This window comes from Roseospirillum parvum, from assembly GCF_900100455.1.
GTDB lineage: Bacteria > Pseudomonadota > Alphaproteobacteria > Rhodospirillales > Rhodospirillaceae > Roseospirillum > Roseospirillum parvum.
The window spans coordinates 96,049-109,153 of the sequence record NZ_FNCV01000004.1 but is presented as its reverse complement, the minus strand read 5'-3'; the positions used below and the strand labels follow the sequence as shown (position 1 = coordinate 109,153).

General features: G+C 70.4%; 13 protein-coding genes. 6 read left to right on the top strand and 7 right to left on the bottom strand.

Features of this window, described 5'->3' with window-relative positions; translation table 11 throughout:
- Positions 1-216: 216 nt before the first annotated feature.
- The 3 genes from BLR95_RS07445 (at position 217) to folE (ending at position 1,943) form a co-directional block, all read left to right on the top strand.
- Positions 217-636: a hypothetical protein gene (locus BLR95_RS07445; RefSeq protein WP_092617751.1), complete on the top strand. Its 420-nt coding sequence runs from the start codon at positions 217-219 to the stop codon at positions 634-636.
- 65 nt (positions 637-701) lie between these two features.
- Positions 702-1,094: a Co2+/Mg2+ efflux protein ApaG gene (apaG, locus tag BLR95_RS07440; protein WP_092617748.1), complete on the top strand. Its 393-nt coding sequence runs from the start codon at positions 702-704 to the stop codon at positions 1,092-1,094.
- Between the two features lie 267 nt (positions 1,095-1,361).
- Positions 1,362-1,943 carry a GTP cyclohydrolase I FolE gene (gene folE, locus BLR95_RS07435; RefSeq protein ID WP_092618321.1) on the top strand — a complete coding sequence of 194 codons (582 nt, stop codon included), beginning with the start codon at positions 1,362-1,364 and terminating at the stop codon, positions 1,941-1,943.
- A 65-nt stretch (positions 1,944-2,008) separates the two neighbouring features.
- Here the strand turns inward: folE and ychF are convergent, their stop codons facing one another.
- From ychF to BLR95_RS07410, 5 genes are all read right to left on the bottom strand, one after another.
- On the bottom strand, positions 2,009-3,112 hold the full coding sequence (gene ychF, locus BLR95_RS07430) for a redox-regulated ATPase YchF (RefSeq protein WP_092617745.1): 1,104 nt from the start codon (positions 3,110-3,112) through the stop codon (positions 2,009-2,011).
- Positions 3,113-3,155: 43 nt separating this feature from the next.
- Entirely contained in the window at positions 3,156-3,881 is a 726-nt protein-coding gene (pth, locus tag BLR95_RS07425; protein ID WP_092617742.1) for an aminoacyl-tRNA hydrolase, read from the bottom strand.
- Positions 3,882-3,934: 53 nt separating this feature from the next.
- Positions 3,935-4,552: a 50S ribosomal protein L25/general stress protein Ctc gene (locus tag BLR95_RS07420; RefSeq protein ID WP_092617739.1), complete on the bottom strand. Its 618-nt coding sequence runs from the start codon at positions 4,550-4,552 to the stop codon at positions 3,935-3,937.
- Between the two features lie 389 nt (positions 4,553-4,941).
- Positions 4,942-6,114, bottom strand: a complete 1,173-nt coding sequence (locus BLR95_RS07415; protein ID WP_425438436.1) for a nicotinate phosphoribosyltransferase — start codon at positions 6,112-6,114, stop codon at positions 4,942-4,944.
- A 29-nt stretch (positions 6,115-6,143) separates the two neighbouring features.
- Positions 6,144-7,541 (bottom strand): class II 3-deoxy-7-phosphoheptulonate synthase, encoded by a 1,398-nt coding sequence (locus BLR95_RS07410; RefSeq protein WP_092617736.1) that lies wholly within the window; start codon positions 7,539-7,541, stop codon positions 6,144-6,146.
- 233 nt (positions 7,542-7,774) lie between these two features.
- Here BLR95_RS07410 and BLR95_RS07405 point away from each other — a divergent pair, with 233 nt between their 5' ends.
- From BLR95_RS07405 to BLR95_RS07395, 3 genes are all read left to right on the top strand, one after another.
- Complete coding sequence (locus tag BLR95_RS07405) at positions 7,775-8,635, top strand: metal-dependent phosphohydrolase (protein ID WP_092617733.1); 861 nt, start codon at positions 7,775-7,777, stop codon at positions 8,633-8,635.
- Between the two features lie 72 nt (positions 8,636-8,707).
- On the top strand, positions 8,708-9,169 hold the full coding sequence (locus BLR95_RS07400) for a FecR family protein (protein WP_092617730.1): 462 nt from the start codon (positions 8,708-8,710) through the stop codon (positions 9,167-9,169).
- A 4-nt stretch (positions 9,170-9,173) separates the two neighbouring features.
- On the top strand, positions 9,174-9,782 hold the full coding sequence (locus tag BLR95_RS07395) for an OmpA family protein (protein WP_092617727.1): 609 nt from the start codon (positions 9,174-9,176) through the stop codon (positions 9,780-9,782).
- Positions 9,783-9,891: 109 nt separating this feature from the next.
- Here the strand turns inward: BLR95_RS07395 and BLR95_RS07390 are convergent, their stop codons facing one another.
- Positions 9,892-12,204: a methyl-accepting chemotaxis protein gene (locus BLR95_RS07390; protein WP_092617724.1), complete on the bottom strand. Its 2,313-nt coding sequence runs from the start codon at positions 12,202-12,204 to the stop codon at positions 9,892-9,894.
- Positions 12,205-12,259: 55 nt separating this feature from the next.
- A complete protein-coding gene (truA, locus tag BLR95_RS07385) occupies positions 12,260-13,093 on the bottom strand; it encodes a tRNA pseudouridine(38-40) synthase TruA (protein ID WP_092617721.1) in 834 nt (277 codons plus the stop codon).
- Between the last annotated feature and the right edge of the window lie 12 nt (positions 13,094-13,105).

Here is a 13,105-nt window from a genome sequence, read left to right as displayed (position 1 = left end):
CGCTTCCAGCTCAGTTGCCAGCCTTCGGCTCCAACGACATGGCGGGGTCCGGGGAGGCCCAGCCTCCCCGGCGGGGTTCAAAGGGGCAGCGCCCCTTTGCGGTCGCCGAGGCACCACCCCGGCTGCCATGGAATAGGCATGGTTTCGGCCGTTTTTGGTCGTTTCGGCCGGTCATTCTGTCGCTGTCTGGCAATCGGCGGAATGGAGGACCCGATCATGATGACCCGTCCCTTGATGTTGGCCTGTGGCCTGGCGGTGCTGATGCTGCTGGCCTGGGGCTGGGCCCTGGTGCCGACCGATCCGTTGCCGTCTCGGGTGGCGGCTCGGGTGGCACTGGCGCCGCTGCCGGGGCCCGAGGTGGTGCTGGTTGGCGGCCCCGGCCGGCAGGCGCCGTTGTACGAGGAGACGTTGGGCGAGGTGGCCGATCTGCGCCATCGCCTGGACGCCCTGCTCGACAGCCCGCTGGCCGAGACGCACCCTGGCCTGCTGCTCTATGCGCGGGACCGTTTCCAGTGCTGGGCGGCGGGTGACGCGGGGCGCTTCGCCACCTGCCGGGCGCAGACCCTGGCCGCGCTGGCCCGCCTGGAACGTCTGGAGGACGCGGCAACGCCCCTGGTGCTGGCCGGCGGCCTTTGACGGCGCCGGCGGGCGGCCTATGTTGGGGGACGTTGTTGCACCTCCCCTGACGAGCCCCGGCGAGCATGTACCAGGCGACCACCCGCGAGATCACCGTCACCGTCCAGCCGTTCTATCTGGAGGATCAGAGCGCCCCGGACGAGTCCCACTTCGTCTGGGCCTACCGGGTGACCATCGCCAACGACGGCCAGGACACGGTGCAACTGATGGCCCGCCACTGGCGCATCACCGATGCCCTGGGCCGCCTGCAGGAGGTGGACGGCCCGGGCGTGGTCGGCGAGCAGCCGGTGCTCGGGCCGGGCGATACCTTCGAGTACACCAGCGGCTGTCCGCTCTCCACGCCCTCGGGAATCATGGTCGGCAGCTACACCATGAGCCTTGCGGGCGGAGACGACTTCGAGGTGGACATTCCCGCCTTTTCGCTCGACAGCCCGCACGACGCCTCGGCGGTCAACTGACCCGGCGGTGGAGAAACGCCCCCCGGTGATCCAGCCCGGGCCGGCCGGCGTAGGAACTCCCGTGCCCCTGGACGCGCCACCGGCGCGACCCCAAGTGAGCCGTCAGGCCCGACCCATCGGGCTCAACCATAAGTTCGGGGCCCGCCGCCCCGCCGCCGCGAAGGAGACGCCGCCGTGTTCGACCCCGCCCGCCCCGCCCGGCTCGACCCCGCCCACATCGCCCCGGCCCGCGATTACCGCGACCCCGCCGCGGCCCAGCCGGCCACCATCACCGGCGAGCCGCGCCCCAGCCGGGCCGAGGCCGAGGCGGCGGTGCGCACCCTGCTGCGCTGGGCCGGCGACGACCCGGACCGCGAGGGGCTGGTCGGCACACCGGACCGCGTGGTGCGGGCCTACGAGGAGTTCTTCGCCGGCTACCAGGAAGACCCGGCCGACATCCTGCGCCGCACCTTCGAGGAGACCGACGGCTACGACGAGATGGTCCTGCTGAAGGACATCCGCCTGGAAAGCCACTGCGAGCACCACATGGTGCCGATCATCGGGGTGGCCCACATCGCCTATCTGCCGGACCATCGGGTGGTCGGCATCTCGAAGCTGGCGCGGATTGTCGAGGTGTTCGCCAAGCGCCTGCAGATCCAGGAAAAGATGACCGCCCAGATCGCCAACACCATCAACGAGGTGCTGGAGCCCAAGGGGGTGGCCGTGGTCATCGAGGCGGCCCACCAGTGCATGACCACGCGCGGCGTCAAGAAGCCCGGGGTCAACATGGTGACCAGCCGCATGCTGGGCGCCTTCCGCGACGACCCGACGACGCGCAAGGAGTTCCTGCACATGATCGGCCCGCGCTGACCCCCTTCGGGGCGGCCGGACGACAGCAAGTCCCGGGCGATCCGTTGCGGGTCGCCCGGGTTTTTTTACACGTTGAACAGGAAGTGGAAGACGTCGCCGTCGACCACCACGTACTCCTTGCCCTCGGCGCGCAGCTTGCCGGCGTCGCGGGCCCCGGTCTCGCCGCCAAGGGACACGTAGTCGTCATAGGCCACCGTCTCGGCGCGGATGAAGCCGCGCTCGAAATCGGTGTGGATGACCCCCGCCGCCTCCGGGGCGCGGGCGCCGTGGCGCACCGTCCAGGCGCGGGCCTCCTTGGGGCCCACGGTGAAGAAGGTGATCAGGTCGAGCAGCGCGTAGCCCTCGCGGATGACCCGGGCCAGACCGGTCTCGGCCAGCCCCAGGCTGTCCAGGAACTCGGCCTTCTCCTCGGCCTCTTCAAGCTGCGCCACCTCGGCCTCGATGGCCGCCGAGATGACCACCGCCCGCGCCCCTTCCTCGGCCGCCCGGGCGAACACCTTCTCGGACAGTGCGTTGCCCTCGGCCGCCGCGCCTTCCTCCACGTTGGCCACGTAGAGCACCGGCTTGGCGGTGAGCAGTTGCAGGGCGTTGAAGCGGCGCCGATCGTCCGGGTCGGCGGGCCTCAGGGCACGGGCCGGGCGGCCCTCGCGCAGGGCCTCGACGATGGGCTCCATCAGGGCGGCCTGCTCCTTGGCCTCCTTCTCGCCGCTGCGCGCCTTCTTGAGGATGGGAGCCAGGCGCCGCTCCAGGCTCTCCAGGTCGGCCAGCATCAGCTCGGTGTCCACCGTCTCGGCGTCGCGGATGGGGTCGACCCCGCCCTCGACGTGGGTCACGTTGTCGTCCTCGAAACAGCGCAGCACGTGGACCACCGCGTCGACCTCGCGGATGTTGGCCAGGAACTGGTTGCCCAACCCCTCGCCCTTCGACGCCCCGCGGACCAGCCCGGCGATGTCGGTGAAGCCGAGCTGGGTCGGGATCACCGCCTTCGAGCCGGCGATCCGGGCCAGCTTCTCCAGCCGATCATCGGGCACCGCCACCCGGCCGCTGTTGGGCTCGATGGTGCAGAAGGGAAAGTTGGCCGCCTGGGCCGCGATGGTCGCGGTCAGCGCGTTGAACAGGGTCGACTTGCCGACGTTGGGCAGGCCGACGATGCCGCAGGTGAAACCCATCGGGGACGCTCTCCTCGGGGGATGATCGGGACGAAAACAGGGGCTACTTGAACAGTCGCTTCAGGGCTTCGGCCATGGGGCCTTCGGAGGACTTTTCCGCCGGCCCGGAAGCAGCCGGAGGGGGCGTTGGCGCGCCAGGGGTCAGAGCGCCGGCGGTGGGAGCAGCGGTGGGTTTGTCGGGCCGGGGCGGCTTTTCGGGCCTGGCCGGGCCGAGGCCGGCCAGGGCATTGAGAAACTGGGCCTCGTCGCCATCCAGCAGGCGCCCCATGTGATCGGCCACCGCGTCGAGCAGGGGGTCGAGCCAGTCCCGCTCGGCCTTGGCGAAATCCGACAACACCCAGTTGGTCACCTGGCTTTTGTCGGCCGGGCGGCCGACCCCCAGGCGCAGCCGCCGATAGTCGCGGCCCAGGTGGCCGTCGATGTCCTTCAGGCCGTTGTGGCCGGCGTTGCCGCCGCCCACCTTCACCCGCACCTTGCCCGGGGCCAGTTCGATCTCGTCGTGGCAGACCAGGACCTGCGCCGGCTCCAGCTTGAAGAAGCGCACCGCGGCGCCGACCGAGCGCCCCGAGAGGTTCATGAAGGTCTTGGGCTTCAGGGCCAGCACCTTGTGCGACCCGATGCGCCCCTCGGCGCACTCGCCCTCGAAACGGGCCCGCCAGGGGCCAAAGCCATGGCGCTGGGCCAGACGGTCCAGCGCCATGAAGCCGATGTTGTGGCGGTTGCCGGCGTAGCGGCCCCCGGGATTGCCCAGGCCGACCAACAGATGCATGGCGCATGCCTCCATGGATCGCCCGGGCTCCCGGGCAAGCAGGCCTTGACGGCCTACTCCTCGTCCTCCGCCTCCACGTCGTCGGCGGCTTCCGACTTCATGCCGCTGGGCGCGGCGATGGTGGCGATGGTGAAGTCGCGGTCGGTGATTTCCGGACGCACCCCGTCGGGCACCGTGATGGCGCTGAAGTGGATGGTCTCGTTCACGTCCAGGCCAGTCAGGTCGACCTCGAGCTGTTCCGGCAGGTTGGCCGGCTTGCCGATCATCACCACCTCGTGGCGGACCACGTTCAGCACGCCCCCGCGCTTGATGCCCGGCGACTGGTCCTCGTTGAGGAAGTGGACCGGCACGTGCACGGTCACCTCGGTGTCGGCCCCGATGCGCAGGAAGTCGATGTGGATGGGCTGATCGGTCACCGGGTGCATCTGCACGTCCTGGGCCATCACGCGGTGCTTCTTGCCGGCCAGATCGAGCTCGAAGACCTGGGTGTTGAAGCCCGGCCGGTGCATGGCGGCGATCAGGTACTTGGGCTCCATGCTGATCAACTGAGGCGGCTTCTTGTCACCATAGATGACACCGGGCACCAGGCCTTCACGGCGCGTCGCCCGGGCTGCCCCCTTACCGGCCCGGTCCCGTTCCTGAACGGGAAGCTTGGATACGTCCTTCGACATGTTCGGTCATTCTCTCGTTTGGAGATATGGGAATAGCCACCCGACCCGCCGCCGGAGCGAAGCCAAGAGCCTCCAGGGGTGCCCTTCGCAACCACGCCCCAACGCCAGCCAACCACGCCTCACATGGAATTCGCGGAAGACCTCGCCGAGTAGACCGCGCGTGCTACCACACCCACCCGGCGTTGACAAGCCAAGCGGCCGGGCACCAAGGGGGCGCCGCCCCCTTGGAACCCCCGCCGGGGAAGCCAGGGGCTCCCCCGGACCCCCGCCGTGACTTAAAACCCCACAAGGGGGGGCACCCCCCCTTGTGGGGTTTTGACTCAATGGTGGGGTCTGGGGAGGCCCCCGGCCTCCCCAGCGGGGTCCCAAGGGGCGGCGCCCCTTGGCGGTCAGCCGGTTGGCGTGTCGTCGCGGGTGAACAGGAACTCGCGGCCCACCTTGACGCGGCGTTCGCCGTTGTAGGCGATGACGTCGGCGGTGGCGTAGGTTTCGCTCCAGCTGTCGGGCAGGTAGGAGCCGGTGCCGATGACGTCGATCGGCGTCCGGGCATAGGCCATCACCTTGCACTTGGCCGGCGAGAAGCCGGAGGAGGCGATGATCCTGGCCTTCGGATAGCCGGCCCGGTCCAGCGCCTCGCGCAGGTGCCAGATGGCGGCGGCCGAGACGCCGGTGCCGATCAGGTAGCGCAGTTCCGTTTCGGTGCGGTAGCCGCGCAGTGCCCTGGGGGCGTGGCGCTCCAGTTTCTCGTAGGACTTGGGGGTGTCCAGTCCCTCGATGAAGCGACCGCCGTGGGTGTCCAGGCGCAGACCCAGGCGCCCCTCGGCGGCCAGTTCGGGGAAGCGGGCGCAGACGGCCAGACTGTCGGTGATCTCCTGCCCGAAGTAGTCGACCAGCACGATCAGGTCGGTGTCGGGGAAGGTCTCGTGGAACATCTCGGCGGCGCGCACGGTCGAGCCGGCGTAGCCGATCAGGGCATGGGGCATGGTGCCCCGGCCCTCGGTCTGGCCGAAGAAGTGGGCGGTGGCGTCGGTGGCGTTGCCGATGAAGCCCTTGGCGTTGTTCGACTTCTGCGCGGCGTGCGAGCCCACGGCGGCGGCGTAGGCCATCAGCTCGGCCATTTCGGTGCCGGCGCAGTGGCGGGCATCCATGGCCAGGAAGGCGACCCGGGGCAGGTCCTCGCACATGGTGAAGGCGTTGTAGGCGGCGACGCAGGTGGCGCCCAGCTTCTGCAGGAAGACGGTTTCCAGGTCGACCAGCCGGGCGAACCGGCCGGTGATGTACATCAAGGGTTCGCCGGCCCCAACCCAGTCGCCTTCCTGGTAGCGCTGGCGGATGTCGAAGCGGTCGCCGCGTTCCCGGCTGACCGTGTCGAGCCAGTCCAGCGCCAGACGGGCGGCGTAGAGCACCGGGCGGCGCATGAACACGGCGTAGGTGACCTGACAGTCGCCGAACTTCTCGACCACCTGGCGGGTGCGGGCGAAGTACTTGTCGGCCCAGGCGTCCACCGCCCCGGCGTCGGGCCACACGGCGGCCCGGGTTGGCATGTCGGCAGACTGGCTCATCGCAAGCGGCTTCGCGGGTTGGAGGACGATCAGGCGCCGCCGGCGACCCGACGCTGCTCGGCCCGTTCGGCTTTCAGCGCCTCGGCGATCAGGAAGGCCATTTCCAGCGACTGGTCGGCGTTCAGGCGCGGATCGCACAGGGTGTCGTAGTGGTCGCCCAGGCGGGCCTCGGAAATCGCCTGGGCGCCGCCCAGGCATTCGGTGACCTGCTGGCCGGTCAGCTCCAGGTGAACGCCGCCGGCGTGGGTGCCCTCGGCCCGGTGCACGGCAAAGAAGCCCTTCAGCTCATCGAGGATGGCGTCGAAGCTGCGCGTCTTGTAGCCGTTGGCCGTCTTGTGGGTGTTGGCGTGCATGGGATCGCAGGCCCAGACCACCGAAAGGCCCTCGCGCTCGATGGCGCGGATCAGGCGGGGCAGTTTGCTTTCGATCTTCTCCGCCCCGATGCGGGTGATCAGGGTCATCCGCCCCGGCTCGTTGGCCGGGTTGAGGGTGGCGCACAGGCGGAGCAGGTCGTCGGTATCCATCTCCGGGCCGCACTTGACGCCGATCGGATTCTCGACGCCGCGCAGGAACTCCACATGGGCGTGATCGGGCTGGCGGGTGCGCTCGCCGATCCACAGCATGTGGGCCGAGCAGCAGTACCACTTGCCGGTTGTCGAATCGATCCGGGTCAGGGCTTCCTCGTAGTTCAGCAACAACGCCTCGTGCGAGGTGTAGAAGTCGGTTTCGCGCAGCTGCGGCACGTTGGCCGGGGTCAGCCCGCAGGCCGCCATGAAGGACAGCGACTCGCTCATCCGCTCGGCCAGATCGCGGTACTTCTCGGCCTGCTTCGAGCCCTGCACGAAGCCCAGGTTCCAGCGGTGCATCTTGTGCAGGTCGGCGTAGCCACCCTGGGACAGGGCACGCAGCAGGTTGTGGGTGGCGGCGGCCTGGTTGTAGGCGCGGATCATGCGCTCGGGATCGGGGGTCCGGGCGGCCTCGGTGAACTCCGGGGCGTTGATGATGTCGCCCCGGTAGCTGGGCAGGCTGACCCCGTCGATGGTTTCCATGTCGGCGCTGCGCGGCTTGGCGAACTGGCCGGCCATGCGGGCCACCTTGAGCACCGGCAGGGCGGCGCCGAAGGTCAGCACCACGGCCATCTGGAGCAGCACCCGGAAGGTGTCGCGGATGTAGTCGGCGTGGAAGTCGGCGAAGCTTTCGGCGCAGTCGCCGCCCTGGAGCAGGAAACCCTCGCCCTGGGCGACCCGGCCCAGCGACGCCTTCAGGCTGCGCGCCTCGCCGGCGAAGACCAGCGGTGGCAACCGGGCCAGCTCGGCCTCGACCCGGCCCAGGGCCTGGGGATCGGGATAGGCCGGGATCTGACACACCGGCTTGTGGCGCCAGCCGGCGGGGTTCCAGTCGGTCAGGGTCGGTTTGTTGGTGGCCATGGCGATCTTCGGCACGCTGCTTGGGCTGCTGGTTAGGTCAGGCACGGAGCCCGTCCAGGTGTCAAGCCAGGAGATATACGGTCTTGGCGGCGTCGAAACCAGCCCCGATTGCCGCCGTCTTGCGCCCCGGCGGGAAAAAGACGGCGCGGCGGCGGGCTTGCCGGTCGGCCTGTCGATGCTATCATGCCTGCCAGCACAGGGGCTGGGGGGCTCCGGCAGGGAGAGCGACAATCGTGTCTTTCCATCCCAACAACGTCGTGATCGACACCTACGTCGAGCGCCTGCGCGACTCCTACACCGCCGTCTACGGCCGGCTCGAACCGGACTATCCCGGGATTCTCTCCTTTTGCGGGCGCATCGCGTTGGAGAACATCGCGACCAGCGACGCCGCCTATCACGACGTCAACCACACCATCATGGTGACCGAGGTCGGCCAGGTGATCCTGAAGGGCCGCCAGTTGAAGGAGGGCGGCGTCGGCCCGCGCGACTGGGTGCACTTCGTGATCGCCCTGTTGTGCCACGACATCGGCTATGTGCGCGGCGTCTGCCGGGGCGACACGGTGGGCCACTACGTGATCGATTCGGACGGCACCACCACCCGGTTGCCGGTCGGCAGCACCGATGCCGCGCTGACCCCGCACCACGTCACCCGCTCGAAGATCTTCGTGCGCGAGCGCTTCGGCAGCGTGCCGGCGCTCGACCCCGACCGCATCGAGGCCAACATCGAGCACACCCGCTTTCCGGTCCCCGCCGGCGACGACCACGCCCGCACCGACGACTACCCGGGCCTGCTCCGGGCGGCCGACCTGATCGGCCAGATGGCCGACATCGACTATCTGCGCAAGACCGCCTTCCTGTTCCACGAGTTCCAGGAGACCGGCGCCGCCCAGGCCATGGGCTACGCCTCGCCGGCCGACCTTCGGGCCGGCTACCCGCGCTTCTTCTGGAACATGGTGCGCCCCTACCTGGGGCCGGCGCTGGAGTACCTGGGGGTGACCCAGGAAGGCAAACAGTGGATCAACAACCTGTACGCCAACGTGTTCATCCAGGAGCACCAGGACCAGATGGTCGGCGCCCGCCCCGGCGGCCGCTGACGCCAACCGACCGCCCCGGCTGACACCAACCGGCCGCCCCGGCGCCCCGTGACCCCGCCAAGGAGACCCGCCATGCGCCCGCGTTCCCTGCCCTTCCCGTTGGCCGTGCTGGCCGCCCTGCTGCTCGCCGCCGGGCCGGCCCCGGCCGCCGAGCCGGCGGCCCCGGTGGGCTACGTCAAGACCGTCGAGGGCGCGGCCAGCGTGCTGTCGGCCGGCACCGAGACGGCCGCCCAGCCGGGTCAGCCGGTGTTCACCGGCGACACCCTGAAGACCGCCCCCGAGGGCAGCCTGGGGGTGACCTTCAAGGACGACAGCGTGATCACCCTGGGCGGCGACACCGAGCTGGTCGTCGACCGCTTCCTGTACGACCCGCGGGCCGGCGAGCTGGGCTTCAAGGCCTCGATGAGCAAGGGGCGGGCGCAGTTCCTGTCCGGCGTCATCGCCAAGCTGGCGCCCGAGCAGGTGGCGGTGGCCACCCCGGACGCGCTGATCGGGGTGCGCGGCACCCGCTTCCTGGTCAAGGTGGGGAACTGACGCCATGACTCGCGTGATGCACGGTATGATGACCCGTTTCGCCGCCCTCGCCGTGGCCGCCCTGCTGGCCGGCTGCGCCAGCGAGAGTTACGTCGTGCTGCTCGACAATCCCGACGGCAGCACCGGGCAGGTCACGGTCAGCGGCCGCGAGGGCGGCACCGCCACCCTGACCAAGACCGGCCAGGGGGCCGACCTGACCCCCACCGCCGGCGAACCCTATCTGGTCGATGACGACCGGATCGAGCAGGATTTCGGCACCGCCCTGGCCGCCACGCCCGAGTTGCCGACCCGCTTCCTGCTCTATTTCGAGACCGGCACCACCACCCTCCAGCCCCCCTCGGAGGCCCAGTTCCCCGAGGTGCTGGCCGCCATCCGGGCGCGCCCGGCGGTGGACATCGGGATCATCGGCCACTCCGACACCCAGGGCGACGCCGAGCTCAACGCGCGGCTGGCCCTGGAGCGGGCCGAGGTGATCGCCGAGCGCATCCGGGCCGCCAACCTGGACGTGGTGGAGATCACCGTCACCTCGCACGGCGAGCGCAACCTGCTGGTCCCCACCCCGGACGACACCGCCGAGCCGCGCAACCGCCGGGTCGAGGTGTCGATCCGCTGAGCGGATCGGCCGCCGGGAGAGCCTGTCGCGTGGTCCCTGGATCTCGCGACAGGCTTCAGATCATTGATCGTATCGCCAATCGCCGTCACGAGCCGCCTTGCGGATCGGCTCAGTCCAGCCCCCGGGCCAGTTCGGTCAGGCGGGCGACCACCTTGAGCGAGGCGGTGTGCATGGCCTCGGCCGCCGCCATGGCCCCGTCGAGGTCGCCCTGGGCGGCCAGACGCACCGCCTCCTTGCCCTTGTCATGCACGGCGCGGTGCGGCTCGACCAGTTGGGTGAAGGCCGGGTTGCCCTTGATGCGCGGGTCGTCGACGGCGGCGTACCACTTGCCGAAGCGGCAGGTCAGGTGGCTTGGCATGTCGGCCTCGCGCCAGCTCTGACGGCCGATCACCGTCTCCACCACATGGCGGGCGAAGACCATGTGGTCGTTCTTGGCCACCTCGACGATGGCCCGCGCCGTGCCCACCTTGGCGAACTCGGCGACCCGCGCCTCGAGCACCGCGTTGGCCTTGTCCATGGCGGCCAGCACCTCGTCCACCTCGTCGCTGTTGCGGCGCACCATCTGGGCGATGCTGCCGGTGCCGGCCGAGACCTCGTTGGCCGCCGCCGTCTGCTGGCCGAGGATGGCGGCGATTTCCTGCATCCGCCCGGTGACGTCGTTGATCGCCCCGGAGATGCCGGTCAACTGGTCGCCCAGGCCGTTGACCACCTCGCGCCCCTGATCGACCGCCGTGGCGCCCTGGTTCATGGCCCCGACGATGGTTTCCATCTCGCGGCGCAGGTGGTCGATGCGGCCGCGGATGTCGTCGGTCGCCTTGGCGGTCTGCCCGGCGAGCGCCTTGACCTCGCCGGCGACCACCGCGAAGCCCTTGCCGGCATCGCCGGCGCGCGCCGCCTCGATGGTGGCGTTCAAGGCCAGAAGGTTGGTCTGGCTGGCGATGTCCTCGATCTCCTGGATGATCACCCCGATCTCGGCGCTGGCCCGCGACAGGGCATCCACGGTGGCGGCGGCCTGGCTGACCGCCCGGTGGATGGCGGCCATGCTGTCGACCGCCCGGCGCGCCCCGGCCAGCCCCTCGCCGGCCTGACCACCGGCCTCCTGGGCGGCCCCGGCGGCGGTGTCCGAATTGCCGGCGATCTCCTTGACGCTGGCCACCAGTTCCTCGACCGCCGAGGCCATCGACTGGCTGCGGGCGTTGGTGGCGCGCAACTCGCGGGTCATGCGGGCCAGCACGGTGATCGCCTGGTTGGCTTCCACGGCGGCCGCCACCACGCCTTCCAGGTGGGCCTGGGTTTCCGCCTTGACCTGGGCCTCGCGGGTTTCCAGTTCGGCCACCCGCTGGCCCATCCGGCGCTCGCTGGCGTCCATCTCGATGGCGGCGTCCTTGAACACGGACAGGGCGCGGGCCATCAGGCCGATCTCGTCGCGCCGCTGCTGGCCGGCGATGTCGACCGCGAAGTCGCGCCGGGTCAGGCGTTCCATGCCCTGGGTCATGGCCCGGATGGGACGGCTGATGCCGCGCGCGATGAGCAGCCCGAGCAGCGAGGCGACCAGCACCGCCACCGCCCCGAACAGCAGGGCGTTGCGGTTGCCGGCGGCGGCCTGGGCGGCGTAGGCGGAACTGTCGAGCACCAGCTCGACGACCCCGATGGGCTGGCCGGCGAAATCGCGGATCGACCGGGCCAACACCGCCTGCCGCCCGTGCTCGACGAGGCTCGGCGTGCCGGCCAGGGCGGCGGCCAGGGCCTCGCCACTCAGTTGGCTGGGGCCATCAAGGGTCGAGGCGAAGACCGAGAAGCCCTCCTCGCCGGCCAGATGCAGCGCCACGTCGACCCCGAAATCGGCCTTGAAGCTGTCGAGGAAGGGCTGCCCGAAAGACATCCCGAACTCGACCGTGCCGACATGCGCCCCGTCGTGGGCCACCGGGACCATGCCGCGCACGCCCAGCCCGGCCACCCCCTTCTCGATGCCCGAGCGCGGGGCCTGCTCACGGTTGGCCTCGAGCACGGTGAGCCGGAAGCCGGACAGGTCGTCGCCGAACTTCTCCGGCTTGTGGACGCGCAGGAACGAGGTCGCCGGGGGCACGTGGAACTGGAACTGGACCACCGCGTGATCGGCCTTGAGCGCGGCGAAACCGGGGACGAACAACGCGCCCAGCCGGTCGCGGTCGCCGGCGGCGAAGGCGGCCCGCACCTCGGGGATGCCGGCGACCAGGGCCGACAGCGTGCGCGCCTTGTCGGCCTCGGCCCGGATGGCGGCGATCAGGTTCTCGTAGTGGCCGTTCAGCTCGCGGCTGAGGGCGCCGCGAATGATCTCGCCGCGCACCCAGGCCCCGGGAACCGCCTGCACCACGGCGGTCAACGCCGACAGGACCACCATGGCCAGACCGATGCGCCACAGGATGGGAAGGTTGCGCAGCATGTCGATTCTCCCGCCATCCTCTATATGGCGAACAGAATACCACGCCCCGGCAATCTTAACGAGATGAATCGGCGCGACTTTTCCCGTCCGCCCACCCCGGCGGCGGGGCCCCGAAGTCGGCCCCGACCAGGGCCGCGTCGGGGTACAGGGCGCCGGCGAAGTAGAGCCCCTCGGGCGGCGCCGTGGGGCCGGCGCGGGCCCGGTCGCGGGCCGCCAGGATGATCGCCACCTCGCCCGGGGCCAGCTTGCCCTGACCGACCAGCTTCAGGGTGCCGACCATGTTGCGCACCTGATGGTGCAGGAACGAGCGCGCCCAGGCGCGGATTTCCAGCCCACCTTCCACGGCCCTCACGCTCAGCCCGTCGAGGGTCCTCAGCGGGCTGTCGGCCTGGCACTGGCTGGCCCGGAAGCTGGTGAAGTCGTGCCGGCCGAGCAGATGGGTGGCGGCCTCGGCCATGGCCTCGGCATCCAGCCGGCCGCCCCGCCCCGGCGGCACCCACCAGGCCCGGCCGCGCGCCAGCACCAGCGGCGCCGGGCGTTCCAGGATGCGGTACAGGTAGCACCGCCCGAGGCAGGAGAAGCGGGCGTGGAAGTCGTCGGCCACCGGCTGGCAGTCGAGCACCGCCACCGGGGCCGGCTTCAAGTGCGCGTTGAGGGCGTTGCGGACGGTTTGCGGCGGATCGTCGCGGGGCAGGTCCAGGTGGGCCACCTGGGCCAGGGCATGAACCCCGGAATCGGTGCGCCCCGAGGCCAGCACCTGGACCGCGCCGCCGCTGTAGGCCAGGGCCGCCGCCTCCAGCGCCGCCTGCACGCTGTCGCCATTGTCCTGGCGCTGCCAGCCCACGAAGGCGGCGCCATCGTATTCCAGAATCAGACGAAAACGCGGCATTCGGGTATCACT

What these genes read in the sequence shown, in the direction of transcription:
- truA (WP_092617721.1), bottom strand. Translation starts at nt 13,093, where the DNA reads ATGCCGCGTTTTCGTCTGATTCTGGAATACGATGGCGCCGCCTTCGTG.
- BLR95_RS07420 (WP_092617739.1), bottom strand. Translation starts at nt 4,552, where the DNA reads ATGTCGAAGGACGTATCCAAGCTTCCCGTTCAGGAACGGGACCGGGCC.
- BLR95_RS07445 (WP_092617751.1), top strand. Translation starts at nt 217, where the DNA reads ATGATGACCCGTCCCTTGATGTTGGCCTGTGGCCTGGCGGTGCTGATG.
- ychF (WP_092617745.1), bottom strand. Translation starts at nt 3,112, where the DNA reads ATGGGTTTCACCTGCGGCATCGTCGGCCTGCCCAACGTCGGCAAGTCG.
- BLR95_RS07390 (WP_092617724.1), bottom strand. Translation starts at nt 12,204, where the DNA reads ATGCTGCGCAACCTTCCCATCCTGTGGCGCATCGGTCTGGCCATGGTG.
- BLR95_RS07395 (WP_092617727.1), top strand. Translation starts at nt 9,174, where the DNA reads ATGACTCGCGTGATGCACGGTATGATGACCCGTTTCGCCGCCCTCGCC.
- BLR95_RS07415 (WP_425438436.1), bottom strand. Translation starts at nt 6,114, where the DNA reads ATGAGCCAGTCTGCCGACATGCCAACCCGGGCCGCCGTGTGGCCCGAC.
- BLR95_RS07410 (WP_092617736.1), bottom strand. Translation starts at nt 7,541, where the DNA reads ATGGCCACCAACAAACCGACCCTGACCGACTGGAACCCCGCCGGCTGG.
- BLR95_RS07400 (WP_092617730.1), top strand. Translation starts at nt 8,708, where the DNA reads ATGCGCCCGCGTTCCCTGCCCTTCCCGTTGGCCGTGCTGGCCGCCCTG.
- pth (WP_092617742.1), bottom strand. Translation starts at nt 3,881, where the DNA reads ATGCATCTGTTGGTCGGCCTGGGCAATCCCGGGGGCCGCTACGCCGGC.
- apaG (WP_092617748.1), top strand. Translation starts at nt 702, where the DNA reads ATGTACCAGGCGACCACCCGCGAGATCACCGTCACCGTCCAGCCGTTC.